The following is a 26,876-nucleotide window of genomic DNA, read 5'->3' on the forward strand; positions in this document are numbered from 1 at the left end:
GTAGGGATAACAGCGATTTTATCTTATGTTCTTCTCTCCAATCGTTAAACAATACAAGCGCTGCTATTGGCGCCAAAAATGCTGCTGTCAAACCTAAAGTACCTTTGAGCAAAAAATAAACTTTCCCAAGCCCAAAAGTTTCTTCTAGCCAGTTGCTTTGACGTAAATATGCAACCAGAAAATAAAAAATAATGAAAACCGCAGTCCAAAAAACCATATCGCCAATTTTATCTTTTAAAGTTTTCTTACTCATATATCCACCTGTTATTTACGGGGAATCATACTAAAAAGAATCCATTATTTTTAAACTTTTATGCTTGTAGCGCCCCTTTCAAATTCTTAATCTAAGCCTTGAGCGTTTCAAACTTACGATCCACCGTCTGCATTTCTTCAGATGTCATCACACTGCGTTCTAATGCCAACCATTTTTCTAATTCAGCGTTATAGCGTTTTAGATTTTTTGTTGCTTCAATTTTATCAACCATGGCGCACCTCACTTATTAAGCCATTTTAGAGCCAACACAAACCATCCGGGCATAAAAAAACCTCCTAAAGGAGGCTTACTTAAGATGTTCGTCTGTATAATATTTTTCGACTCTATCTTTTACTGCAGGATCCACATCATCATCTAAATAGAAACAAAGACGATATTTACCAATTAGTTCATGAATAAAATATTGTTTATCTGGGACCGTATGCTTCAACATGATCTGTGCTGCTACAGTAATCAAATTATTTGACTGTCGCATGAATGTTAATAGTAAATCTTCATTAAATCCCATGATGTTACGAGTAAAAGATTGCTTACCAGTATGAACTACGGAGTTCAGTTGTTTAAGATGATATTTCTTAAATGCACACAAATGATCAATTACCGATTTAGCTGGTAAGTTAGCCTTACTTAGCTTTTCCAACATCTCACTTATCATTGGATAGTTATCTTTTTCAAACTGTTCTTCAAATGTGTAGCTAAAACTTAACTTGGATATTTGGTGGTTAGAAGCAAGAAAAAGTAACCAATATGCTCTAGTTACCGCTTCAAACTGCGCACGGAACAATACCATTGCTTGCACAGGCAATCCCGCAGCCAAAAGACTATTTACCCCTATTCCATGCTCAAATGAAATATCAATACACTGTTCAACCAATTCCAAACGAGGACCGCAATCTATAATCGTACTCTCTAACAACTCTTTTTTTAATTCCCCAATCATTTCTAATGAGAGTTCAAATAGTTTAGTCTTTTTCATTCATTTAGATCACTTGTGATTTTTTACATACTACATAAACTTATGATTCTCATCTATAAAAACATCTATTAAGCCATACTTAGACTGTCTGATTTCTGACTATATAAAAAGAAAACCCCCAACAAATGTCAGGGCTTTTACAAAACTATATTTTTAGATAGCTGCTTCAATAGAGGCTTTTATATTTGCTACCTCATCCTGAGTAAGAATTAACCCAATCTTGTTACCACTAATCATTATAATAACCCGAATCATGGATAAGAAATTCAGTTGAAAAAAAAGATGACTGAGTTAATAAGTGAGTTACCACACACGCTTATTAACTAGTCATCCTATGTTCGAGTTTACAACTTTATTTTGCACAATTGATGATTTTTTTCAAAAAAATGAAGCCATCTATTGGCAATATCTAAAACAAGAAAATCCTAAAGTCAGACAGCGCTCAGGTGTTCTATGCTTATCTGAAATTATCTTTATCGCAGTTTGGTATAAAAATTCTCAACTTCATCATTTCAAAGCCTTTTATAGCATGCTAAAGCGCTTTTACTCCAAGCTTTTTAAAGGATTACCATCCTATCAACGGATCGTTTATTTGATCAATCAACATCAACTCGCACTTCAAGCATTACATATTTCTTTAGCTTCCAATGCTCAAACAACGTGTGCTTGGGTTGACTGTACATACCCGTATGTAAAAATCAGCGTATTCAACGTCATAAATCTTTAAAACAAATTGCCACACGAGGTAAAAGCTTCATGGGGTGCTTCTATGGATGCAAATTGCATGTATTGGTGGATGCTCAGGGTAAATTCATTCGGACCCAACTCTCGAATGGCCATACTTCAGATATAAAGCTTCTACCGAAGCTCGCTCAAGGCTACATCGGTAAGATCTTCGGTGATCGTGGCTATATCAGTGAGATTCTAAGAGATAAGCTAGGAGCGCAAGGTGTTGAGTTGATTACGTATCATCGCAAGAATATGCGACGAGTGGAGCTATCATCAGAGGGTGAAATCATGCTGAGACAACGCAATAAAATAGAGACGATCTTTAGCTTATTGAAGCAACAATACAATCTAGTAAGCAGTCGCCATCCTTCCGTTTCAGGTTATTTCGCTGGGATTTATGCATCACTCTGTGCTTATCAAATCTGTCATCAAAATAAGCCTCAATTTATAAAGATGTAAAATCAGGCTTATACATGATTCGGGTTAATTTAAGGATTTGATAACACATCACTTTCAATACGCCCATCGACCAATTTGATGGTCCGATCACAGGTTGCAGATAGACGTGGATCATGGGTCACCAATAACACGGCACAATCTTGTGTGGCATTGACCTCACGAAATAGTTCAAATACTTCCGTAGCTGTTTGACTGTCTAAATTGCCAGTCGGTTCATCAGCAAGTAACAAGGCAGGCTGGGTAATTAAAGCACGTGCAATGGCAACACGCTGTTGCTGCCCGCCAGAGAGTTGACTGGCTTTACGTTTGGAAAAATCCTTTAATCCGACAGCTTCAAGTAAATCGTGTGCTCTTTCAATTGCTTGTTTATTAGGTTTGCCATGTACTAACATCAGTGGCATCAGCACATTTTCAATGACTGTAAATGCTTGAATGAGATGATGAAATTGAAAAACAAAGCCAATGCTTTCTCCACGTAAACGTGTACGTTCTTGATCAATCATTTGGCGAGTGGCCTGACCCAGTAAATAAATCTCGCCTTCGGTTGGTTGATCCAATAAACCTAAGATATTGAGCAAGGTACTTTTGCCGGAGCCAGAGGGACCAATGAGTGCGGCAAAATCATGCCGTTTGATCGTGAAATCAATCCCATGTAATACTTCAATTTCATTGGGTTGACCAATATTATAGGATTTTTTCAGGGCTTCTAAACGAAGGACTTCATCATTAGACATGGCGAATGGCCTCTACAGGATCAAGGCGCGCAGCACGGCGTGCTGGAATGGCTGCTGCGATTAAACCACTTAATGTGGCCAGAAGCAGCGCTGCGATAATTAAAGTTGGCGAAATAGGAATATAGAATAAGCCTGGTCCAAATTGGTTAAATGACCATACTAAGGCATAACTTGTTAAAATACCGACCAGTGAACCCAATAAACCAAACACTGCACCCTGGATTAAAAAAATCACTAAAATTTGGTTACGCGTTGCACCGGTGGCGCGCAAAATACCAATTTCACGTGTACGTTGTACCACACTAATCGACAGTACGCTGGCAATGGCAAATGCAACAGAAATACCCACAAATACAATAATCATATTGGTTGATAGGCTCTGTGCTGAAATAGCATTCATCAGCTGGGCATTACTGCCAATCCAACTTTCTGATTTGAGACCAGTCAGGCGTTGCATTTGTGCGGCAACCTCTTCTGCTGCAAAAATATCCGAAATCCTGAGATCGATGATGGTAACACCACCGGGTAGGTCAAGCAGTGATTGCGCGCGTTTTAGGTCAACATACATATAGCGTGAATCAAGTTCTCGAACACCTAATTCAAAGATACCGGCCACATTCATGACAGCATTCACATCGAGGCCATTATCTAAACGTATTTTACTGCCTACTCGTACGCCTAAATCTTTTGCCATTTCAGTGCCTATGAGCACGTCATCTGCTTTTAAACGTAATTGTCCGCTCGTAATATAATCTTGTAATGGCACAATACGCTGATAACGTGGTAGATCAATGCCCATAATTGCCACTGATTTAATCGCCTCGCCACGTTTCACTAAAGCAGGACCAGACACCATCGGTGACACAGCATTTAAATTCTGAATGTTGTCTAAATTCTCAACGACTTCTTGCCAATTATTAATTGAACGTAAGCGCTGTGCGCGTTGATCCTCATAGACCAGTTGTACAGCATTGTTCGCTTCGACAATACGATTAATTTCATCGGGTGCTGATAAGCTGATATGTGCTTGTGTTCCCAAAGTACGTTCAATTAAATTGGCTTGTAAACCCTGAATTAAAGCACTAATAAAGACAATGACAGCGACACCAATGGCAACACCGCCAATAATCATGAGAGATTGACTACGACCTTCACGTAAAAAGCCGATGGCAATGAGCCAATCTGTCCATAAGCGCTTCATATTCAATCTTTTTCTACCTACTCAATACGCACGCGTTGCTCTAATTTTCCTTGTGCAGGATCTTGTAATACTTGGTCACCCTCCTTTAATCCTTTGAGTATTTCAACTTGGGTTGCACTTTTTAGACCAAACTCTACGTTTTGACGGTAAAGCTTATGATCCCGTACCACCCATACATTGGCTTTATTGCCTTTAATATCAAATAAAGCGTCATTATTGATCACTAAAGCGTGATCACGGCGTGCGGTTTCAATGTTCACCGAGACAGTCATATCTTGACGTAAAAAGTCAGGTACTGGATTGACACTAAGTTTGACATCCACTGTGCCACGCTGTGGATCAATACTCGGAGCGATAAAACTCAACTGAGCAGGAAAAGGTCGTTCTGGATAGGCATCTGCAATGATCTGTGCTTGTTGACCTAATGCTAAGAAAGGTAAATTTTGTTCATCAAGCGGGACTAAAATCTGAGTAGGTCCATCTACAGCGAGGGTAAATAAGGTTTTACCCGGTTGTACCACGTCCCCAGCTTCTACTTCACGGGTTAAGATGGTACCTGCGACTTGTGCACGGACTTCACTTTTGGCCAATTGTGCTTTTAAGGCATTTAGACGTTCAATGAGGGTGCGCTCTTCGACTTGACCGGGCGCTAAACTTTGTGCCTTTAAACGTGCTGCCGCTAGATTGTTACGTGCCAAACGTTCCGCTTCTACAGCCTGTTCTTTTTCTTCTAAAGACAAAACGCCAGGTTCAGTGTTTTGACGACGTTTTGCTTCACGACTAGCTTGTTGTAGCTGAAATTCGGCACTTTGTAGTTCAACTTGTGCTTGCGGATAGCGAATACGACGTAATTCTTGAATGGCATTTTCTGCTTCACGCACTTGTGCTTTTAGATCATCGGACTGAATGACCAATAAAAGGTCACCCACTTGAATCTGATCACCCTCTTGCACACGCCGTTCAAGGACTATACCTGAGATTTCACTGCCTATTTCAGTGCGAGATACGTTTTCTAAGCGTCCAGAAGCAACAACAGTTTGTACTAACGGCTGCTGCTTCACAATATAGGTGCTGACGACAGGTCCTTGCCAGCTACGCCAAGCCAATATAGCCATCAGCAATATCAGTACAACAGCAATGATCCAAATTTTTTTACTGTCAGACGCGACCAAAAACGTTCTCCTTTACCCTATGCAGGTTTATATTGACGACTACAATAGGCGCGTGAAATTTCAGGTGAACGTAGAGCCAAATGTTTGGTTTTACGTCCCGTTACACGTTGACGCCATAACTTAAAACTACTTGATTTTAGCTCCTTACGCATCAAGCGAATCACAGCGGATTCATTTAAACCATATTCACGGAAAATGGCTTCAAATGGGGTACGATCTTCCCATGCCATTTCAATGACGCGAGAAACTTCTATAGCACGATGTAATATCACGTTTTTATCACACATAAATATATTTTAAAATTGATCTTAAGTGAGGAAAAGTGAAATATATGTGATTTTTTCGTTGCTTAAACTGTGTTTTGTCTTAGTTGAATACTTGAGGTCGAACCTAAAATGAAAAAACAACATTTACCCCAAAAAATCTGTGTGAGCTGTGGTTTAAGCTTTGATTGGCGTAAAAAGTGGCAACGCTGTTGGGATGAAGTTCGCTATTGTTCAGAACGTTGTCGTCGGCAAAACAAATCAAAATCTAAATAAGCGATCAATTTTATAGTTTTTATTTGTTTTAAAAATTTTATGATTTTGCTTAATCTATCTCTATACCAAATCAGCAGCCATAGGCTGTTAGATCGACAATTTTCATAATTATTTTGTAAACCAGGCAATTCTCCCCTCTTTGCCTGGCTTTTTTTTATGTTATTAAACCATCAGGATAATACCAAAAGCAGATATTTCTGATCACTCTGTGGTGGGTAATGTTCAGCAAGACAATGAGCCAATAATAATGCTTAGTGTGAGCGTATTTTTAGAGGGGCATTCGATTCATGCTAAGCCTGCAACCAGGAATTAATACGCAATTTGCATGAGCATCTCTCTGGCAAGCCTTAGAGCACTGTCGTGATCATAAGATGAGGATTCAGGTTTACCTCTCTTTGCTGACCACGACAATTTGATTCTCTTCAGCACTCAAGAGCAATGAATAGATTGCTGAAGACAGAATGCTTAAGGTTGAATATACCAACCCCAAGCTTGATTAGACATATACGTGGTAATTTGCTTCGGTTCTAAGTATGATGCCAGCCCCCAAGGGCCTAATTCACGTCCAATCCCCGATTGTTTAAATCCACCCCAAGGTGCTTCTGTAAAAGTGGGTTGAGAGCAATTGACCCAAACAATACCTGCGCGTAGTTTCTGAGCAACCCGTTTCGCTTTAATAGAATCTTGGGTCATAATGGCAGCAGCTAAACCATATTTGCTCCGATTTGCGTTTGCAATCGCTTCTTGTTCGGTACGAAATGGGCGAATACATACGACAGGGCCAAAAAATTCCTCATTCCATGCTTCGCTGTCCAAAGGAACATCAACCAAAATGGTGGGTTCATAATAATAGCCTTTATCAAACTGCGCGGCACGCTGACCGCCAGTCAGCAGTTGAGCCCCAACTTGCTGGGCACGTTTAACTCCTTGATCAACTGTATCTAACTGTTTTTTTGACACTAAAGGCCCAAGTAAAACCCCTTCATCTAAACCATTGCCAATTTTAATTTTTTTAGTTTCTGCAACTAAACGTGTTAATACTTTTGTATAAATAGAATCTTGAATCAGCACACGTGATGTTGCTGAACAAACTTCGCCTTTATTCCAAAAGATACCAAACATAATCCATTCAACAGCGGCTTCAATATCACAGTCATCAAACACTAAAAAAGGTGATTTACCACCCAATTCCAAACTCACACGTTTAATATCTTGCGCTGCTTGACTCATAATACTTGAGCCTACAGCACCTGAACCTGTAAAGGCGATTTTATCCACCCCTTCATGCGCAGCAAGGGCATGTCCAACAGTACTTCCTTGCCCGGTCACAACATTGAGTACGCCGGCGGGCAAACCTGCTTCATCTGCGAAGGCTGCCAATTCGAGGGCGGTAAGTGATGTATTTTCAGCAGGTTTTAAAATTACTGTACATCCGGCAGCTAAAGCAGGTGCAACCTTCCACGCCGCCATAAGCAACGGATAATTCCATGGAATAATTGCCCCCACCACTCCAACAGGTTCATTGACGACATAGCAGTTAAAACGCTCATCTGTAAGTTGAATTTGGGTTTCAGGTTGTTCATCTAACTGTTCGGCTAAATTGGCATAATAATGAAAACAACCCGCTGCATCTGCAATATCACCTTGTGCTTCGGCTAAAGGTTTACCATTATCTAGGACTTCTAATTTTGCGAGATCATCGGAATTTTGCTGAATAAGGTCTGCAATTTTTCTTAAATATGCAGCACGTTGCTGACCTGTTGTTTGAGGCCAACCTTGATCATCAAAAGCGCGCCGTGCAGCAGCGACAGCTAAATCAATGTCTTTTTCACAGCCACTGGGTAATTGGTGAATCACTTCTTCTGTTGCTGGATTAATGACATCAAAATATGCGTCACTTTGCGAGTTAAGCCATTGACCATCGATATAAATTTGCGTGCGCATGTTGGTTCCTGATCTTTATGAAGTATTGATTATCTATGGATAAACAATCATTTTTCTTCTTGATATTCAAGTCTGTTTAGTAATAGGAGGAAAAGGAATCTTGAATTTCTAATGTGAGAAGTGCTGTAAAAGCCAATGATTGATGAAAGATTAAATAAGATTAAAATATGTTCAAGGTAGATTGATGTTATCAAAAAGCGTTTAAAAAAAATCATGATCACTTAAATTAGCTCGATGCTTCCTTTTTTATTTTTATTTGCTTTCCTTCCTTTTAAAAGAATACATGTAAGCGTAAATAGCTGACCTGTTCACTGTTTGTAAATGAGTCAGGTTTTTTAAAAGACATGCTGTTATAACATCACCTTGATGGATAAAAATAATGAATAAACATGCTACTTACCTGTCAGACTGTATCATCTTTACTTGATCATCTAGCAGTGCATAGCCCTTATGCACTGTATTTAGATATTGACGGCACTTTAGCTGAATTTCAGCTTGATCCTAAAGATAGTTTTATTCCCGAAAAGACTTTACATCTGCTGAGTTGTTTAATTGCGCTTGATGTACCTGTGATCTTACTTACGGGGCGTTGTTTGGCAGAAGCTCAACAATTGGCCCAAGGTTTGAATGTCACTATTGCAGCAAGTCATGGTTTAGATCTGTATTTAAGGCGACAGCATTATGCTCCTTCAATCGATCAGCAGCAAATTAAGAGCCTGCATCAGTGTGTGAGTCAGACTTGTAGAGGAACACCTTTACGTTTGGAATATAAAGACTATTCCGTGGCTTTGCACTACCGTGAGTATCCACAATCAGCACAACTTGCTGAAAAAATTGCACTACATATTGTGAAAGGCTTTCCCGATTTTTATATAAAAGCAGGTCAATATGTCTGGGAAATTGCACCAAAAACTGCCAACAAAGGGCATGCAATACGGCATATTCAACAGGCTTTGGCATTAGAACAGCATTATCCAATTTTTATAGGGGATGATGTGACCGATGAAGATGGTTTTCAGGTCATTAATCAAATCGGTGGCATGAGTATTAAAGTAGGACGAGGGTCAACCCAAGCGCATTATGGTGTGCAAGATATTCAAGCGTGCGCAGAATTTCTAGAACAATTGACAAAAAAAATAATCAATCAAAAGCACAGGAGTCGCGAATGAGTCGCTTAATTGTACTGTCAAATCGAGTCAGTTTACCGCATAAAGGTCAGAAAAGCGCGGGCGGATTAGCTGTCGCACTTGAGGACGCACTACAAGCACAAGGCGGTATTTGGCTCGGCTGGAATGGTGAACAGATTCAAAATGGTGAAAGACCTGAGTTTATAGAGCAGCAACACCTTCAAGTGCATTATATCACGACCCCCCTCACCGTTACGGAATACCAAGACTTTTATTCAGGCTTTGCAAATAATACGTTATGGCCAATGTTGCATAATCGTAGTGATTTAATGCGTGAAGACCCAGAGCAGTTTGCTGTTTATCAACAGGTTAATCAACGTTTTGCTGAGAAAATTGCGCAAATCGCGCAGCCTGACGATATCATTTGGGTACATGATTACCATTTTTTCAGTGTCGCCACATATTGTCGACAATTAGGGCTGAATAATCGAATTGGATTTTTCCTGCATATTCCATGGAGTCCGCTGCAATATTGGCAGCAACTGAGTGTCGCGAAGAATGTATTACAAGATATGTTAGCCTTTGATGTGCTGGGTGTACAAACTCAAGCTGATCAACAGACGTGTATCGAGGTATATACATCTTTGTTTGAGAGTAGTGTTCAAAAAAATACCATCCTTCATCATAAACGACAGGTTTTGATTCAAGCTTACCCAATAGGTATTGATGCTAAACTGATTCAAAAGGCAGCACAAGGCAATACTTTGCAACTTGCAGATTACTTTGATCCTTGTCCAGAGCTCAATCAACCCTTGGTGGTTGCTGCAGAACGGACAGATTATTCCAAAGGTATTCCTGAACGTGTTGATGCGATTGAAGCGTTATTGCATGAAAAAGCACTGTATGGTCGTTTTGCTGGCGTGCAAGTGGCCTGCCCTTGTCGGATGGAGGTTGCCACATATCAAAAGCTGTACCAACAGATCAATCAACGCATAAATAGCTTAAATCAAGCCTTAAAAAGTGAAGATTGGCAACCTATTTATCTGACCAATGACATGATTCCGCATCATGATTTAATGCAGTTGTATCGAAAGAGCGCAGTGGGCTGGGTCAACTCACTTAAAGATGGCATGAATTTAGTCGCAAAAGAATATATTGCTGCCCAAGATCCGCATAATCCGGGGGTGCTGATCTTATCGCGCTATGCAGGTGCCGCTGAGCAAATGCAGGAGGCTTTAATCGTAGATCCACATGATATTAACGATTTAAAAAAAGCCCTATATCAAGCATTAACCATGTCTTTATCAGAGCGAATCCAACGTTATAAAGCCTTAATGCATGGCATTATGCAGCACGATATTCATGCTTGGCGAGAACAGTTTTTAACTGATTTAAAAGCTGTGAGTGAAGTAAGCAAGAGTGCCGTCTAAATTGCACGGCGCTCTTGTTTAAGACTGAATTGGTTCAGCAAAGCAATCAAGCTTAAACCGACAGCAATAATGATAAACACAGCTGTTAGACCAAAAACTTCACTCCCTAAGCCGACCAATGCTGGCCCCAATAAAGAGCCTGTATAAGCGAATGTAGAGACATAAGATAAAGCTGCTGCTTTAGGCATCTGATTTTGTCTACCCACGCGTGAGAACATAATGGGCACGATATTGGCACAGCCTAAACCTAAAATCGCATAACCGAGTAATACAACGAGCCAATGTGGAGCCAAAATTACGATGCTTAAGCCCACACCTGCCGCCAATGCACCAAATAAGATAGTTTTCGCTTCACCTAAGGAGTGTTGGATTTTACGTCCTGCAAAGCGGCCTACGGTCATGGTCATTGCAAAGCAAGTATAGGCAAGTCCTGCATAAGCGGCTTGAACACCAAACTCTTGGGTCAAATAAATACCGCTCCAATCCATGGCAGAACCTTCAGATAAAAATGCAATAAAACACATTATCCCAACAAGCGCGACAAATGCACTCGGTAAGCCACGTTTTACTTTGGTCTTGGTGACTTCAGGTTCTTGCTGCTCTTGTCGGGTTAAGCATTTAGGGACTGCAATCAATGCGAGTAACAAAACTAAAGCGACAAGGATAGATGCTGCCAACCATGGGCTTAATCCGAATGCCAGTAAAGCTGTCATACTCATAACACCGAGTAAACCACCTAAACTACACATGCCGTGAAAGCTTGACATCATGCTCTTTGCATACTGTTTTTCAATGATGACTGCTTGTAAATTAATCGCCACACCTAAACTGCCTGCTGCGGCACCAAAGCTAAATAGACTTAACGCAAGTGCCCACGTATTTGGCACGATCGCTAAGGCAGGTAGGACCAAAATAAACAGTGCTAAAGCTATCGCAATGATAGCACGCCCGCCAATTTTTTGAATGATAAAGCCCGTTGCTGGCATTGCCAGCATGGAACCCACACCTGCACATAACAGCAAACCACCGAAATCGGCGTGATTAAGCAATAATCTTTGTTGCACAAACGGAATTAATGGTGCCCAAGCAGCTGTAGAAAAACCCAAGCTAAAGAAACATAACAGGGTCGCTAAACGCTGAGCAGATAAACGCGATGATTGGACGCCTGATTGCAGCGCAATGGTTTTGGATTGAAGCATGTCATCACCTGACCAAACAAAATAAAGCATCCAATTGCGAAAATTCCATAGAAAAACCCCTGTAAAATTAGATTAAAAAATAATCTATACAGGGGTAATTTGGCGAAATTATACACAGTTTTAAGCAGAATACAGCTTATTTTTAAGTCAAATTAAATAAAAATGATCTCGTTTTATTTTTAATTTACGAAACAAAGGCTTATTTTTAGAGTTTAATTATATGAGTGCATCTGTTTTTGCAATAATTGCTCTTTATCGTGTAATTTTTTTAAAAAATGAGCAAAGCCATCATCAACACGGCCTTCTAAACGGCTACTCGTCGTAACACGTACTTGATTACTCCAGACAATTTGACGCTGTTGAGATTGCATGCGTTGCACAAGATCAACGTCTTCATGACAACTGAGGCCTTGAAAACCTCCGACTTGCAAATAAGCATCACGACTAAAGCTTAAATTGGCCCCGTGAATGTGGCGGTGATGCATACGGTCTTGGTAATGAGCTTGATAGAGTTCTTGAGCATGTGCAGATAAATTTTGCCAGTCTTCAATGATCACCACGCCACAAATGAGATCCGCGGGTTGATGTTCAAGTTGTTGCATGAGCCAATCAGGGTGCACACAACTGTCTGCGTCTGTACACGCAATCCAAGTCACACCTTGTTCAATTAAATGCCGTACACCTAAATCGCGTGCTTGGCCAACACAGCGTAGTTGACAAGATAAATAGTCTACTTGGAGTGCCTGCACGCGTTGTAAAGTTTGATCTTCGCAGCTATCCAAGACCACAACCACCTTGACTTCAATGTCGACATGCAGTTGTTGGATAGCACGTTTTACTGCCAGCAAACAGGCTTGGATATTATCTTCTTCATTACATGCAGGAATCACTACACCGATCATATTAAGCCCTCTTGTTTGGCAAGACTTAAACCAGATTGCGACCAAACATCAATTAAAAAATCTGGATCTTTTAAACTTAAATAGTGGTTTAGATGAAGTTGTCTGAGTGACTGATGGACTTGATCGCCAGTGAGCTCAAAGCCGTGGATAGGATGACGCCAATGGCAGCATAATAACGTCCCAGAAGGATGAAGATGTCGATCTAACCACCCCATCAATTGTTTGAGTTCCATCGGGCTGAGGTAATATAAGATTTCCCCTACAACAATCAAATCAAAGCTTTGCGCTGGGAGTGCCTCAGGCACCCAAGCCTGTTCAACTTTTATATGTGAATAAGCAGCCACACGGCGCCGTGCGAGTGCCACGGCTTGTGCATGACCATCTAAACACAGTAATTGGCGACAACGTTGTCCAAGTGCTTCACTAAATACCCCATTACTACAGCCAATCTCAAGTGCATGATCATATTCAGGTTGTAATAATACGCTCAAACAAATCTGCCGTTTACGTGCTTCATACCAACGTTGATCATATCCCCAAGGGTCATTTCCTTGTGCATAAATTTGATCAAAATAGCTTTGGGTTTTTAGCATATATAAACCTCCCATGCCCGTGACATACGTTCAATCGCGGCGGGCGATAGAATAGGAGTATTTTGAGTACTTGGATCTACTTCGATCTGAGTTTTAAAGCAAGCAATGGCTTGACGTTTTTTATGTTGCTGGTTTGGGGTTAAGTCTAAACGCTGGGCGCGTTGCCAAGGAATCCGCTCATCATGGGGTTTTGCCCAATGCCATGCCCAAATTAACACTTGATAACATGGCAAGCCATGGTCACGGGCAAATTTTTCGGCAATCTTACCTGTTCCTTCATGATCTGGATGGCCATCTTGAGAAAAAGTAGCTACCAAGATGTCATCCGCTTGAATAATATTTTCAAGGGCTAAATACAGTGAATTTTTTTGTTGATAGACTTGACCATCAGGTAAATTCAGGGCAATTCGCTGTATCTGCTGCTTGGCGCCTAAATGTGCTAAGGCCGTTCTAGTTTCTTCTGGTCTTAACTGGTTTAAATCTTGAGGGCTATAGTGTTTCGAGTTGGGATGACTCGCAGTGCCATTGGTGACGGCAATAATGACAATAGGATTGCCTTGTTCAAGCAACTGCTGAATTAAGCCACCACAGCCTAAAACTTCATCATCAGGATGAGGAGCTAAAATACAGACACGGCGCTGCTTGGGAAAGGCACTCTGTATATTCATCGGGGCTAATTGTTGTAAACCTTGCCAATTTTCCCAAGTATTGCTCGAAGTCCCCTCACCAAAAATGACCCGATCATCAACAATCTCATGCTTTATAATGTCCATTGTTCTATCTCCCGCTCACTTGTCAATTGTCCAATCTGTTCTAAATCAAAAGCCCCATGGGTTTGACGAATAAATACGCTTAAATCTGCACTTAACTGGGCAAATTGGCCATCTTGGCAGAAAGGCGCTGCGCCTAAGGCCAACCCTACTCGTTCCATCACCAAACGTGCAGTCTGTTCAGTCAACTGCCGCAACATACGGACTTGATATTCATGGGTTTGCTTTGGATATTGATCAATACGCCGTGCTAGCGCATAAAAGTATTGCCGATTAACATGTAAGGCGGTACTCACTTCACCTAAATACATAGCTTTAAAGTGATGTGGTTTTTGTTGTACATGGCTCATTAATTGCTGTGCTAAACGACTACTCGCACCATACCAGCAGGCTGCTACACCTGCAGCGCCATGCCAAAAGCCTGCTCGATCCAGATACGCATTTGGCTTCGCAATTTTTTGTACTGCAACCTGATCAAAACGAATATGGGCGGTTGCTGTATGTTGCATGCCCACTGCCTGCCAAACGCTATGGTCAATGTGAATATTGGCATCACGTAAATCAACCAAAATCAATTGAGATTGCTGCCGCTCATCACGGTAAGTCATCAATGCCTTTTCAACAATTCCTGCACCTGAACACCAGGTTTTAATCCCATGACAAGCATTATTATGTACCTCTAGAGGCTGGGGACTACCCTCTGCCGCCCATACTGCATAAATCGCATCATGCTGCACGGCATGACCGAGTTCATGCAAAATAGATAAGGCATCTAAATGTGATTCAAACCATTTAACTAAATTTAAATCTGCTGCCGCCACTTGCGCAAGAATTTGCCAACGCTTGAGAGTTTGTCCTTCGCCAGGGTGCGGAACCTCAGCACTCGATTGAATTAACTTCTGTAAATTCACCGCACAAGTCATACTATTTTTTTCGCGTCGCTCCGCCTGTATCGTTTTTTGAATAAATTCTTGAACTGACATATGCTCTACTTGTTATTTTCACTTATATTTTGAGTGTACGCGCAGCTAATTACCCGAAGCGTCAATGAATCGTGGTATTTATTAAGTTTTTTGTAATAGCAATGGTTGATTTTAAAGGCTTGTTACTGTTTCGCGACTATCATAATGGGAGATCTTTGGATTTTCCAATCAGCAGCAATGATTAAAATAAAAGAATTTTTGATGTCTGACTGTTTTTAAAGCTGTCTGCTTTAAAATATTTTGCATAGTTTTAAAACTATAGAGCTCGTGATGATATGCGATTAAAATACTTAGACCTCATTAAATGGATTGCACTCATTGCGATGGTGATTGACCATTTACGGTTTTTAAATCCAAGCGCGAGTCAATTTGATGTATGGTGTTATTCAATTGGAAGAGTAGCTTATCCATTATTTTTATTTTTAATGGCACATTACTTTTATCGTAGTAGAGCGCAACAGAATAGTCTATCTAGTGATCAGCGTTATATTAAAAACTTAGTCATATATGCTTTTTTGAGTGAAATTCCTTATCGATTATATTTCCATGATTCAAACAGTTTAAATATTTTCCCAAGCTTGATTTTATGCTTTGTGCTGCTTTATGCTTATGTACGTCAGCCGAAGTATAATCAGATTTACTTTTTCATCCCCATTTTGATTATTTTAGTTTTACATCAAACTGCGTTTTCTATTCAATATGATGTGCTTGGTGTATATGCAATTTTATGTTTTTATTTGGCTTTTGTTAATCGAAAATTAATTTTTTTACCTATTTTAGCTAGTATTTCTTTAAACTTGTATCTTGTTTTTAATTTATCTGAAGGTTTTAGTTCTATATTAAATTATAATTTGTGGCGAATGAATTTACCTTTTACACTTTTATTAATCATCGTCATTTTTTTGAGTTATTTTGGCTTAGATCGTAAAATAAATTTTAAAATTTTCCAAGTCAATAAATGGGCATATTTATTTTATCCTGCCCACTTACTGATTTTATTGTTCATCCAAAAAATATTTTAATGCATATGTTTAGCTAAATAATCTGCCCACCATTGCATCATTTCTTGGCGTTGATTTAAATATTCAGCATGGTTATAACTACCACGCGTTTGATCTTTATCGGTATGAGATAGTTGCGCCTCAATCCAACTTGATTGAAAAAGACCAGAATCATTTAAAATGGTGCTTAATGTTGAGCGTAAACCATGTGATGATAATTGCTCACTACTATAACCCATACGACGAATTAGCGTATTTAAAGTATTAAAATGAAGTGCTTGACCTGCTTGACGAGGACTAGCAAATACATATTTTTCACCCGCAGACCAATCCATCGCAGATTGCACAATTTCAACTGCCTGATCAGATAAGGGGACTAAATAATCTGGCACTTGCATTCCTAATACCACCCGACGTCTAAATTGTTTGACGTGCATGGCAGGAATACGCCAAATTTTATTTTTTAAATCAAAATGCTGTGGTTCTGCCGATAGAAGCTCTGCCCCACGTACACCAGTATAAAGCTTTAACCATAATGCTTTTTTCACAATTGGGTGAGCTTTATTTTGTTGTAAGCGTTTTAAAAATTCTGGCAAATCATCTGTTTGCAAGTATGGGTAGTGCTGTTTAACTCTTTGCTTAATAATAACCTTTTGTAAACCAATTGCGAGATTGTAGTCTGTATAGCCCATGGCGACTGCATAATCATAAATTTGATTCAAGTAACTACAGGCTTTTTTAACGGGTTCTTTTACACCACGGCTTTCAATATGGCGAATAACTTGTACCAAATCAAAACGCTTTAAGCTTAAAAATTCACGCTCCTGGAGTAAAGGCAAAATATCTTGCATTAAGGCCTTGCGTGCCAGTTCAAGAACACCTGAGCGTGGTCGATCTGCTAAAGCATTTTTTTCTTTAAAGTCCAACCATTCCAATGCAACCTTCTCAAAAGTTAACTGATTTGAACTTGGTTCATGTTCACTAAAAACTTGCTCTTTTTTCTCATCCCGAGCCAGACGCGCTTCTTTAAGCGACATAGTTGGATAAGTGCCCAACTTTACGCGTGGACGTTTATTGCTGTTGGGTAGAGAATAACGATAGCTCCATGACTTATTACCGTTAGGTTCTACTTTTAAACTTAAGCCATCGTCATCTGCAATAAAATACATTTTGTCGCGTGGTTTGGCTTGGCGTACACGTTGTTCGGTTAAACTCATAGCAATTTTAATAGTGAATACATGTAGTGCAATCTAAAACACTTTTATTAAAATAACAAGTACTAAATATGATGCGTGTAAGACGCATCATATAAGTAATTAAGCTTATGTAATTTATAATTTTTTATACCAGCTTTAACTAAAAATTAACCATAGGTGTAACCCATAAAATAACCAGTTATTAAAGCAATACTGGTCAAAAACCTAACCATCACTTTGTTAAGCCTCTTCGGCCGTGATATTTAAAGGGTGTTGATCTCATATGAATACATTAAAAGATTGTAGAAAATCGAATCATTTGGCTAATTTTTATGTTTGCCAAATCAAAATTTAAAGTTGTTTTGCGGATGCAGTGTAGAAAAACCTGCGTACGAAGACATGAGATAGATTAGAAAAATTGGAATAATGCAGGGTAAAATAAGATGAAGTTTTATTAAGAATGTATTTGAAAAATTCTCCCTATCCAGTAGGATAAAGAGAATCGTTTAAGTAACGTTTTTTATGATGCCCATAGCTCTTGATAGAGTTTAATCATTTCGGTGACTTTTGGTACGCGTGGATTATTATTGGGTGAGCCTGAAGCCAATGCTTGCTCTGCCATGGTATTTACCACTTCGTCAAAATGCTTTTTATCTACACCAAATTCAGCCAATGTAGGCACTTGAAGTTCTTGATTAATTAACTTCAATTCCTGTATCAATTTTTGGTTAGCAATCAAATCTGAATCTTCTAATGTAGCCACACCAATTGCGCGCGCACAATCTGCATAACGTTGTGGTGCTGCGGGAATGGAAAATTCAGTAATCATTGGCAGCAACATCGCATTGGATAAGCCATGAGGTACATGGAAAAATGCTCCAATAGGACGACTCATACCATGAACTAAAGCAACCGATGCATTAGAAAAAGCAATTCCTGCTAAAGTAGAACCAAGCATCATACTTTCACGTGCTTTTTCATTATTCGGTTCATGATATGCTAATTTTAAATTTGGACCGATCAAACGCATTGCTGCTAATGCTTGTGCATCACTATACAAGTTGGCTTTTTGACTGACATAAGCTTCTATGGCATGTGTTAAGGCATCAATTCCAGTATCTGCTGTGGTTCTTGGTGGCAAAGAAAGCGTTAACTCATAATCTACAATTGCTGCAACCGGAAGGAAGCCTAAGCCTGCACAAAGCATTTTCTCACTGGTTTTTTCATCGGTAATAATGGTAAATCGTGTACATTCTGAGCCAGTACCGGCTGTCGTTGGAATGGCGATGATCGGTAAACCCGCTTCATTCACCTGACGTGGGAATTTATAGTCACGAATCTCACCACCAAAGCGACTTAAAATACTGATCGCTTTGGCACTATCAATCGGGCTACCTCCACCTAAAGCGATAATCGCATCATATGGTTTGGCTTTAATGCATTCTACCCCTGCAGTAATAGACGCGGCTGTTGGCTCTGGAATAGTTTGATCAAAATAATCGCTTTCTATATGTGCTTGATTTAATACATCTTGTATTTGTTTAACATAGCCTAATTTCACCATCATTTGATCAGTAATAATCAGCGGTTTCTTTGCTCCAAGGCTGGCTAAAATCGTAGGTAGTTGATTTCTAGAGTTTTTACCAATTTCGATAATGCGTGGTAAATGAATGGTATGCGACATAAAAATGAACCTATATATTGTTATTGTTTAAAAAGAGCCAAATAGTGTGCCTAGGGTAATGACACCAATAAGCGCAATCAGTGGAATGACCACACATACAATAAACATATCATAATAAGATTGTTTATGAGTTAAACCACACAATGCGATGATCGTAATGACTGCACCATTATGTGGTAATGAGTCTAGAGCACCTGAAGCCATCGATGCAACGCGATGCATCAGCTCTAAAGAAATACCATGTTCAACAGCGAGATTTCTGTAGGTTTCGCCCATCGTATTTAAAGCGATACTTAAGCCACCTGAAGCAGAGCCAGTAATACCAGCCAGGACGTTAATCACAATCGCTTCAGATATCAATGGGTTATTAGGCGAAAGTCCCACTAAAAAATCACGCAGAATAAGAAAACCTGCCAAGGATGCGATCACGGAACCATAGCCTACTTCTGAGGCGGTGTTAAAAATAGGTAAAAACGAAGATGACACACCTTGTTGAATCGAATCTCGAATATCGGTTATATTTTTCCAATTCAGAATAATAATCGCGATACATGCTAAAACTAACGCACATACAATGGCCCATAAACCAATCACTGAGCTTAAAGATGTGTTTCCAAACTTATCTGTGGCTAAATAAGCGGTATTCATGGAAGGGAAAATAATTTTGCTGAGCAGTAAGTTACTAATGATCACCACAAAAATTGGAATAAAGGCTTTGATTAAACTAGGATCATTTTGATCTAGTTGAGGTTTGCTTTGTTCAGGTTCATGATGTTGTCCATAGCCCTCACCTTGCGCTTTCGCTGTAGTCACACGTCGATTCAGCCACCACATCCCTGTAATTAAAATAAATATAGAGGCAATTATACCTAGACCAGGTGCAGCATAGAGATCAGTAGAAAAAAATGGCATAGGGATGGCATTTTGAATTGCAGGTGTACCAGGCAATGCCGTCATGGTAAAGGTCAGTGCACCCAATACAATCGCACCAGGAATCAGACGTTTAGGTATATCTAGCTCTCTGAACAATGCTGCAGCAATTGGAAAGACAGCAAATCCAACCACAAATAAGGACACGCCTCCATAAGTCAAAATAGCACAGGATAATACGATAGATAGCATTGCCCTATGATGACCTAATTTGTGAACAAAAAAGTGGGCAATGGTTCGAGCTGAGCCTGAATCATCCATCAACTTACCAAAAATTGCACCAAGCAAAAATAAGGGAAAATATTTGATGATATAACCGCCTAAGCCAGTCATGAAAATTTGTGAGTAAAAGCCAAGTAATTCATTGCTTAGTCCACTCCAAGCCACTGCAAAAAGTGCTAACAATGGTGCTAAGACAATGACGCTAAATCCTTTATATGCCAAATACATTAACAATATTAAGGATAAGACTATTCCGATTAGTCCAATCATGTTTATTCCTATTTATTATTATGACAAGATGAAAAATGCATCTTGAGTTATGTATATATTTCGATCAACAAAAAAGTCAACTTATGCTAAACCTTATCGATTGCTGCAAAGGATTGAAAGCGAAGAGCCGATGACCTATATTTTATAAGACAATTAAATATGTATATAAAAAAAGTTGATTAATTTATTTTTTAGCGTATAGTGGACTTAACTAGAAAAAAGTCTTGTTCGGTCAATCTTTATTAAGTATCGCAGTTTTATTTATAATCCTTCGTTTTTTTCAGATTTTAAGTGCCAATCTTTATTATTTTCAAAGTTATCTCCAGTCAGTAAAATGACTTAAAATTATTAAAATTCAGTAGGATATATTATGTCAAACTCAAATGTTGTAAAGGGTACAGTAAAATGGTTTAACGAAACTAAAGGTTTTGGTTTTATTCAACAAGAATCTGGCCCAGACGTTTTTGCACATTACAGCGAAATCGCAAATTCAGGTTTTAAAACGCTTATTGAAGGGCAAATGGTTGAATTTAGCGTGACCCAAGGTCAAAAAGGCCCTAATGCTGTGAATATTGTTGCCGTATAAAGCACCAATAATTTGTTTAAGAAGCACTAAATTTTAGTGCTTTTTTATACTCTAAAATTAATACGATACATTAAAATTTTTACTCTATTTCTTTTTTTAAACGTTTCTCATGTTCTCTAGCAGTTTTAAATTGCGATAAAAACAGCTGCGTTTTTAAACTTATTTTTTCTTTTTTAATTATAGGTAACTCTATGCTACAACACAGTATTCGTGTCGTGGATCAATTTGGAAGTCAATTGTCTATTCAGGCGACCTTTCATCGTAATCTTGCGCAACCGTACGCTTTGAACCATCTTAAACATATCACTGTAGATGGTGAAGATATTCGCCCAAGTTTTGAAATGCTGTTCCAAAGTACCATCACGGCAAAAATATATAGAATTGTCTCGTAATGGCTGACTCTTAGTTTTCATCATATACCGCATGGCTCAATGAAAATTGAGCTTTAAAAGATGTTTTGTTTAAGTTATTGCACTTTCTTACATAATTTAACAATTCGGCAGAAAAATAACATATTCAACTTTTTTAAAAATCGATAAGATGTTGTTATCTTCACAACTTAAATGTTATATGTCCCCCCGAATACGTCAGTTTTTTAAACGCTTTTTTCCTCAAAATACCACGCACGTTTTACAGCTCAAACAAGTATTACGTAGCGAAAGCGAAGTGTATCTATTTCAAAAACATAAAAAAAGTCAGTGTCCTCAAATAAAACGTGCTATTTATGCGACATTACGCGAACGCGGTTATAGCCGACAAGAAATTGGTTTGATGTTGAACTCGTAAAAAAAGGGCAATTGCCCTTTTTTAGTTTTTAGACTTTGGACTATGACCAATTTGCCAAACATAAGGTAAAGGTGTTTGATTAATCAACCAATCCCCAATCACTTTCTGTTTGTAGATAATTGGATTATGAGACGAAATTACACGTGCATTACGCCAAAAACGATCAAGTTGCTTTTGATTACTTGCTGCTGAAGCACCTAAGGTATTAAATAACTGTGTCGTCAGATCCAATACTAAATGACTCATCACAACTTGCCCTTGTGCTGACACTAATTCGGCCTGATCATTAGCAGCCGCATCTTGATCAAGATGTTGTGAAAAATGGCTGATATACGCCTCATCTAGAGCTGCAGCGGTGCTCAGTGCGATTGTTTTTGCAGCATAGCTTTGTGCAGCAGCTTGTCCAATCACTTGCAAGATTTGTGGATCATTGCGTACCAAGTCAGCATTGCCGTGACTATAAATACGGTCACGTTTTTTAACTTCTAGACTAAATGTTTCGACCGCAGCTTGTGCAATACCCGCTAAAGTCGCTAAATGTACAACTTGGTAAAATGCTGTTTGATATTTAAAACGTTGTGCAAATGGCAGAATATGTTCTGCAGGCACTGGCACATGCTTTAAGATTAAGGTACCACTCCCCGTCGTTTTTTGACCAAAGCCATCCCAGTCATCTTTTATGTCAACGCCTTGTACATGGGTAGAAACCGCAGCAATGACATGCTGTTGTGTACTTTCATCATAGGCAAACAAGTCAATCCAATCCGCGTAGATAGTCCCGGTTGAATAGTATTTTTCTCCATTCACCCAGCATTTACCCTCTTGATCCTTATGAATACGGGTAATGACATCACCAATTTGGACTTTACCAATTTCAGTCCAAGCATTACCCACCAGATCACCTTGTACAAAACGCTTAAACCATACACTCTGATCTTGATCACGATGCGCCACTAAACGATCTTCGACAAAAGCAAAGTGGCCCCGTAATGCTTGCACAATGTTTGAATCCGCTGCTGCGAGTTCAATCAGAAGCTCAAAAAGCTGTTGCTGAGATACCCCATCACCCCCATATTCAACAGGAATACGCACGGCGCCAAAACCTGCTTGTTTTAACCATTGAATTTGTTCAAATGGTAATTGACGCTCATTTTCTCGCTGCACTACACCCTCAGCAATTTTTGCAAAAATCGGACGATATTTTGCGGCTACCTGTTGGTAATCCGCACCTAGAGATAAATGAGAAGTTGTAATTGTGGTCATGATTTAGCTCCAAGCGTGGCGTGGTGGTGGTACATCGTTAAGATAATAGTTACCAATTAAGTTAAATTTCCAACGTACAGGGTCATGTAAAGTATGGGTGCGTGCATTACGCCAGTGTCGATCTAAATTGAGCTCACTTAAGGTTGAGCGTGTACCCGCCAATTCAAAGAGTTTATTGCTAGATAAAATGGCCAATTCAGTAGTAAGCACTTTAGCTTCTGCTGTAATTAAAGTTGCTTCGGTCACTTGTTGTTCTGTTGGCGTATGCAGGGCTTGATCAATGGCAAGTCCGGCTAAATCAAGCACAGCTTCTGCAGCACGTTGTTTGATTTTAAGTTCACCAATGTTGGCCAGTGTATAAGGATCTTGTGTGGCTTTTTCGAGTCCTGAATCAATCCAAGGGCGAGTATATTGCTTGACGTAAGCAATGGTTTCTTCAATCGCACCACGTGCGATACCTGCATCAACCGCTGCCTGAATAAATTGTGAGATTGCCCCTGCTGCGGTTGGACGTTCAAAAGCTTGATGAATAGGAATTAGGTGCTTTAAATCGACATATACATGCTCGAGTATGACTGTACCACTGGCTGTTGTGCGTTGGCCAAATCCACTCCAGTCGTTAATGATGGTTAGACCTTCACTGTGCTGGGGAATAATTGCAGCATAGGCTTGACCCTCATGTACTGCAACAACGGGGATCCAATGTGCAAACAGCGCCCCTGTAGCAAAAAACTTACGCCCATTTAAGATAGCGTGATCATGATGGATTGTCAGCGTTGTGGTTAAATCAGCTACAGTTTTAGAGCCTTTTTCTGAAAAGGCATTGCCTAATCGCTTCCCTTTTAATACCTCTGTAAAGAAGAATTGCTGTTGTTCTAAACTCGCATCAAGACGTATATGTTCTAAAAACGCCCAATGGTTTTGTGCCAGTTGTCCTAAAGAAGAATCAGCTGCTGATATAATTTTAACCACTTCACCTAAAGTCTTATAACTGACTTCAGCTCCACCAAAGCGAGAAGGGATCGTGATTCCCCATAAACCTGATTGTGAGTAGGATTGGATTTCTGCTAAGGGTAACCGACGCTCCTGATCACGCACAGCTGCCTCTTGGCTAAATTGTGCTGCTAATTGTTTGGCAACAGCAATTGCCTCAGCATCACTTTGGATAATATGTGCAGGTGAATCAAGTTGATAAAAATCTTTTGGAATCTTCTTATCTATTTGAATTGGATCAATAATTTTTGCAGTCATTTTCGTTAACCTCAATGAAATTAGCCTTAAACTAGCACGCCACTTTTTCAAGAGTGAAATAACAAAAATTGCAAAATTAATTGAAATTTTCATGTTGATATTAAGACAGTTATTTTTCTCTCAGCATTTTTAACACTATCTAAAGCAGATTTTTACAAATATAAATAGCTGATATTCAAACACTGAATTGTTATAAATATCACTGGATTTTTTATTTAAGATGCTGAGTAATAGTTACTTAAATAGATACAACAAATGGCTAAACAAATTCGCTTTAATGCTTTCGAAATGAACTGTGTTGCGCATCAGTCTCCTGGTCTTTGGCGCCATCCTGATGACCGCTCAACAGAATATAAAGATTTAAAATACTGGACTGATTTAGCCAAAATTTTAGAACGCGGTAAATTTGATGGCGTCTTTATCGCCGATGTACTGGGTGTTTATGACGTTTACCATGGTAATAATGAACATGCCCTGACAGGTGCGGTACAGGTCCCTGTCAATGACCCACTACAGGTGGTACCTGCCATGGCTGCTGTTACTGAGCATCTCGGCTTTGGTGTAACCACCTCGATTTCTTTTGAGCATCCTTATCCTTTTGCTCGACGTATGACGACGCTTGATCATTTAACGCAAGGCCGTGCAGGTTGGAATATCGTCACCTCTTATCTTGAGAGTGGCTCTAAAAATTTAGGCCTTAAAACTCAGGTCGGTCATGATCAGCGTTACGACATTGCTGATGAATATCTAGAAGTTCTATATAAGCTTTGGGAAGGCTCTTGGGAAGAAGATGCTGTTGTTCGTGATAAAGCGCGTGGTGTATTTGCCGACTTTAAAAAAGTCCATCCAATCCGCCATGAAGGTAAATATTTTAGTGTCCCAGGGACGCATATTTGTGAACCATCGCCACAACGTACACCTGTCCTATACCAAGCCGGTGCTTCAAGCCGTGGGCAGCGTTTTGCCAGCCAAAATGCTGAATGTGTCTTTATTTCTGCACCAACAAAAGCAGCAGTAAAACCATTGGTAGATGGGATTCGTGCCAATTTAGTTAAAGAAGGCCGTGCAGCAGACTCTGTTTTAATCTATACGATGTTGGCAATTGTCGTTGATGAAACGGATGAAAAAGCACAGCAGAAGTTTGCTGAATACCAAAAATATGCCAGTTATGATGGTGGCTTAACGCTGGTTTCTGGTTGGACAGGCGTAGATTTCTCACAATATCAATCCACTGATCAAGTGGAATACATTGAAACCAATGCCATCCAATCTCTACTTAATTCTTATGTAAAAGCGGATCCTGAGAAAGTATGGACCATTGAAGAAATTGCAAAATGGACCAGCATTGGTGGTAATGGACCTGTGATTGTGGGTTCACCGACTACTGTCGCAGATCGTTTGCAAGAATGGGTAGAAGAAACCGGTCTCGATGGTTTTAACTTAGCCTACATTCTCGCACATCAATCTTTTGAAGATATTGTGGAATATGTGGTACCTGAATTACAACGCCGTGGCGTCTATCAAACCGAATATCGCACGGGGACCTTACGTGAAAAGTTATTCGGTCAAGGACCACGCCTAGGTGATGAGCATCGTGCAGCACAATATCGAGACTTAAGCCACAGCACGGCGCAACATGCCGAATTAGCAGAAGCTTAATATTCAAAAAGCCCAACTTCAGTTGGGTTTTTTGACTTGCTATAAAACAAAGGATCAGCTACACACGACCATGACTAGAGAAAATAATATTGCCCGTGTTCAGCCAGCAATGATAAAAGCTCTTTTTACTTTAGGTTAATTTTTAACTTTATTTGTGATGATTTTTTTTAGTGTATAAATATACCCCAAACTGTAAAAATACAAAATAAAGTAATTCCCTAGAGAAATCTATGAGAAAACTAGGTGGTCCCCAAATTGAGTTGGTGATGAACAAACCAATCACAAGAAAAAGATGTAAATAGGTCGGGGTGACACCCTGATGTCGAGCTGCACTCGTCGCATTATAATATCCAATAAGGATTGCTCCTAAAATAGAAGTCAGAATAGCTAAGCTGATACTCCAATAGGTATAATTTTCTGGCATATAGTCAAAAATTAAACCCATGATCCCCGCAATGAGCACTAGACCAGCAAAGGATAAAAATGAATTTTTTATATAATATTCAGCTATATAGTAGACCTCTTGCGAAAGTAAAAATCACCTCCATATAAATTTCATGAGATATCAGAAATTAAACCGTTTTTCAGATTCTGAATTCAAACGCTTGGTTGGCGTACCTCGACAAGTTTTTACTGAAATGGTAGAGGTTCTAGAAAAAGCAGAATCACTCAAAAAGAAATCAGGTCGACCTCATACTTTAGATATAGAGGATCAGTTGTAATTAACTCTCAATTACTTACGCAACTACAGCACTCAACTGGAATTAGCGGCAAATTACCATATCGCTGAAAGTAATGTGAATCGAACCATTAAGAAGGTTGAAGATGCATTGATGAAATCAAGACGTTTTACCCTGCCAAAACGAAGTATAACCACAGCAGAAGAACACTTTAACTGGGTCATTATTGATGCGACAGAATGTTCAATCGAACGCCCGAAAAAAAAATCAGAGTAAGTTCTACAGTGGTAAAAAGAAGAAACATACGCTAAAGGCC

At 39.5% G+C, this 26,876-nt stretch carries 24 protein-coding genes and 3 pseudogenes; 9 read left to right on the top strand and 18 right to left on the bottom strand.

The window, feature by feature from the left end; translation table 11 throughout:
• The 3 genes and pseudogenes from CYK47_RS13125 to CYK47_RS15570 all read right to left on the bottom strand — a co-directional run.
• Positions 1-253 (bottom strand): annotated as a pseudogene (locus tag CYK47_RS13125) (hypothetical protein); the annotation flags it as partial.
• A gap of 91 nt (positions 254-344) precedes the next feature.
• Positions 345-485: a hypothetical protein gene (locus CYK47_RS15505; protein WP_164709202.1), complete on the bottom strand. Its 141-nt coding sequence runs from the start codon at positions 483-485 to the stop codon at positions 345-347.
• A 75-nt stretch (positions 486-560) separates the two neighbouring features.
• Positions 561-1,250: a DUF6988 family protein gene (locus CYK47_RS15570; protein ID WP_171407331.1), complete on the bottom strand. Its 690-nt coding sequence runs from the start codon at positions 1,248-1,250 to the stop codon at positions 561-563.
• Between the two features lie 334 nt (positions 1,251-1,584).
• Here CYK47_RS15570 and CYK47_RS13135 point away from each other — a divergent pair.
• A pseudogene (locus CYK47_RS13135) lies at positions 1,585-2,438 on the top strand (IS982 family transposase).
• A 29-nt stretch (positions 2,439-2,467) separates the two neighbouring features.
• Here the strand turns inward: CYK47_RS13135 and CYK47_RS13140 are convergent.
• From CYK47_RS13140 to CYK47_RS13155, 4 genes are all read right to left on the bottom strand, one after another.
• Positions 2,468-3,172, bottom strand: coding sequence for an ABC transporter ATP-binding protein (locus CYK47_RS13140; protein ID WP_122902272.1), 705 nt, complete (start codon positions 3,170-3,172; stop codon positions 2,468-2,470).
• The gene (locus CYK47_RS13145; RefSeq protein WP_122902273.1) at positions 3,165-4,373 is read right to left on the bottom strand and encodes an ABC transporter permease; all 1,209 of its coding nucleotides are present in this window, start codon (positions 4,371-4,373) and stop codon (positions 3,165-3,167) included. Before CYK47_RS13145 ends, CYK47_RS13140 begins: the two co-directional genes overlap by 8 nt.
• A gap of 17 nt (positions 4,374-4,390) precedes the next feature.
• On the bottom strand, positions 4,391-5,488 hold the full coding sequence (locus CYK47_RS13150) for an efflux RND transporter periplasmic adaptor subunit (protein WP_122902295.1): 1,098 nt from the start codon (positions 5,486-5,488) through the stop codon (positions 4,391-4,393).
• A gap of 74 nt (positions 5,489-5,562) precedes the next feature.
• The gene (locus CYK47_RS13155) at positions 5,563-5,817 is read right to left on the bottom strand and encodes a TIGR03643 family protein (RefSeq protein ID WP_286206923.1); all 255 of its coding nucleotides are present in this window, start codon (positions 5,815-5,817) and stop codon (positions 5,563-5,565) included.
• A gap of 123 nt (positions 5,818-5,940) precedes the next feature.
• Between CYK47_RS13155 and CYK47_RS13160 the strand changes: the two genes are divergently transcribed.
• Entirely contained in the window at positions 5,941-6,084 is a 144-nt protein-coding gene (locus CYK47_RS13160) for a DUF2256 domain-containing protein (RefSeq protein ID WP_122902275.1), read from the top strand.
• A 465-nt stretch (positions 6,085-6,549) separates the two neighbouring features.
• On the opposite strand, the gene CYK47_RS13165 is transcribed toward CYK47_RS13160, so the two are convergent.
• Positions 6,550-8,028 carry an aldehyde dehydrogenase family protein gene (locus tag CYK47_RS13165; RefSeq protein ID WP_122902276.1) on the bottom strand — a complete coding sequence of 493 codons (1,479 nt, stop codon included), beginning with the start codon at positions 8,026-8,028 and terminating at the stop codon, positions 6,550-6,552.
• Positions 8,029-8,417: 389 nt separating this feature from the next.
• Here CYK47_RS13165 and otsB point away from each other — a divergent pair, with 389 nt between their 5' ends.
• Complete coding sequence (gene otsB, locus CYK47_RS13170; protein ID WP_122902277.1) at positions 8,418-9,197, top strand: trehalose-phosphatase; 780 nt, start codon at positions 8,418-8,420, stop codon at positions 9,195-9,197.
• On the top strand, positions 9,194-10,585 hold the full coding sequence (locus CYK47_RS13175) for an alpha,alpha-trehalose-phosphate synthase (UDP-forming) (RefSeq protein ID WP_122902278.1): 1,392 nt from the start codon (positions 9,194-9,196) through the stop codon (positions 10,583-10,585). The genes otsB and CYK47_RS13175 overlap by 4 nt, the downstream gene beginning before the upstream one ends.
• Here CYK47_RS13175 and CYK47_RS13180 read toward each other — a convergent pair.
• From CYK47_RS13180 to CYK47_RS13200, 5 genes are all read right to left on the bottom strand, one after another.
• Positions 10,582-11,784: an MFS transporter gene (locus CYK47_RS13180; protein WP_122902296.1), complete on the bottom strand. Its 1,203-nt coding sequence runs from the start codon at positions 11,782-11,784 to the stop codon at positions 10,582-10,584. The two genes, CYK47_RS13175 and CYK47_RS13180, sit on opposite strands and share 4 nt — an antisense overlap.
• A gap of 212 nt (positions 11,785-11,996) precedes the next feature.
• Entirely contained in the window at positions 11,997-12,686 is a 690-nt protein-coding gene (locus CYK47_RS13185) for a glycosyltransferase family 2 protein (RefSeq protein ID WP_122902279.1), read from the bottom strand.
• Positions 12,683-13,279 carry a class I SAM-dependent DNA methyltransferase gene (locus CYK47_RS13190; RefSeq protein ID WP_122902280.1) on the bottom strand — a complete coding sequence of 199 codons (597 nt, stop codon included), beginning with the start codon at positions 13,277-13,279 and terminating at the stop codon, positions 12,683-12,685. Before CYK47_RS13190 ends, CYK47_RS13185 begins: the two co-directional genes overlap by 4 nt.
• Positions 13,273-14,052 carry a PIG-L deacetylase family protein gene (locus tag CYK47_RS13195; protein WP_122902281.1) on the bottom strand — a complete coding sequence of 260 codons (780 nt, stop codon included), beginning with the start codon at positions 14,050-14,052 and terminating at the stop codon, positions 13,273-13,275. Before CYK47_RS13195 ends, CYK47_RS13190 begins: the two co-directional genes overlap by 7 nt.
• Complete coding sequence (locus CYK47_RS13200) at positions 14,040-15,032, bottom strand: acyl-CoA/acyl-ACP dehydrogenase (protein WP_122902282.1); 993 nt, start codon at positions 15,030-15,032, stop codon at positions 14,040-14,042. Before CYK47_RS13200 ends, CYK47_RS13195 begins: the two co-directional genes overlap by 13 nt.
• Positions 15,033-15,307: 275 nt before the next feature.
• Between CYK47_RS13200 and CYK47_RS13205 the strand changes: the two genes are divergently transcribed.
• Complete coding sequence (locus CYK47_RS13205) at positions 15,308-16,054, top strand: TraX family protein (protein ID WP_122902283.1); 747 nt, start codon at positions 15,308-15,310, stop codon at positions 16,052-16,054.
• Here the strand turns inward: CYK47_RS13205 and CYK47_RS13210 are convergent.
• The 3 genes from CYK47_RS13210 to CYK47_RS13220 form a co-directional block, all read right to left on the bottom strand.
• On the bottom strand, positions 16,051-17,250 hold the full coding sequence (locus CYK47_RS13210; RefSeq protein ID WP_122902284.1) for a tyrosine-type recombinase/integrase: 1,200 nt from the start codon (positions 17,248-17,250) through the stop codon (positions 16,051-16,053). The two genes, CYK47_RS13205 and CYK47_RS13210, sit on opposite strands and share 4 nt — an antisense overlap.
• Positions 17,251-17,749: 499 nt before the next feature.
• Positions 17,750-18,913, bottom strand: coding sequence for an iron-containing alcohol dehydrogenase (locus CYK47_RS13215; protein ID WP_122902285.1), 1,164 nt, complete (start codon positions 18,911-18,913; stop codon positions 17,750-17,752).
• Between the two features lie 27 nt (positions 18,914-18,940).
• Positions 18,941-20,335: a GntP family permease gene (locus tag CYK47_RS13220; RefSeq protein ID WP_122902286.1), complete on the bottom strand. Its 1,395-nt coding sequence runs from the start codon at positions 20,333-20,335 to the stop codon at positions 18,941-18,943.
• A 370-nt stretch (positions 20,336-20,705) separates the two neighbouring features.
• On the opposite strand from CYK47_RS13220, the gene CYK47_RS13225 reads away from it, so the two are divergent.
• Positions 20,706-20,921 (top strand): cold-shock protein, encoded by a 216-nt coding sequence (locus CYK47_RS13225; RefSeq protein WP_122902287.1) that lies wholly within the window; start codon positions 20,706-20,708, stop codon positions 20,919-20,921.
• Between the two features lie 191 nt (positions 20,922-21,112).
• Entirely contained in the window at positions 21,113-21,313 is a 201-nt protein-coding gene (locus tag CYK47_RS13230) for a hypothetical protein (protein WP_122902288.1), read from the top strand.
• A 415-nt stretch (positions 21,314-21,728) separates the two neighbouring features.
• Here the strand turns inward: CYK47_RS13230 and CYK47_RS13240 are convergent, their stop codons facing one another.
• On the bottom strand, positions 21,729-22,970 hold the full coding sequence (locus CYK47_RS13240) for an acyl-CoA dehydrogenase family protein (protein WP_122902290.1): 1,242 nt from the start codon (positions 22,968-22,970) through the stop codon (positions 21,729-21,731).
• Positions 22,971-22,973: 3 nt separating this feature from the next.
• A complete protein-coding gene (locus tag CYK47_RS13245) occupies positions 22,974-24,221 on the bottom strand; it encodes an SfnB family sulfur acquisition oxidoreductase (protein ID WP_122902291.1) in 1,248 nt (415 codons plus the stop codon).
• Between the two features lie 255 nt (positions 24,222-24,476).
• On the opposite strand from CYK47_RS13245, the gene CYK47_RS13250 reads away from it, so the two are divergent.
• On the top strand, positions 24,477-25,880 hold the full coding sequence (locus tag CYK47_RS13250; protein ID WP_122902292.1) for an LLM class flavin-dependent oxidoreductase: 1,404 nt from the start codon (positions 24,477-24,479) through the stop codon (positions 25,878-25,880).
• Positions 25,881-26,437: 557 nt separating this feature from the next.
• Positions 26,438-26,876 (top strand): annotated as a pseudogene (locus tag CYK47_RS13260) (transposase family protein); the annotation flags it as partial.

The organism is Acinetobacter sp. B51(2017) (assembly GCF_003711395.1).
GTDB lineage: Bacteria > Pseudomonadota > Gammaproteobacteria > Pseudomonadales > Moraxellaceae > Acinetobacter.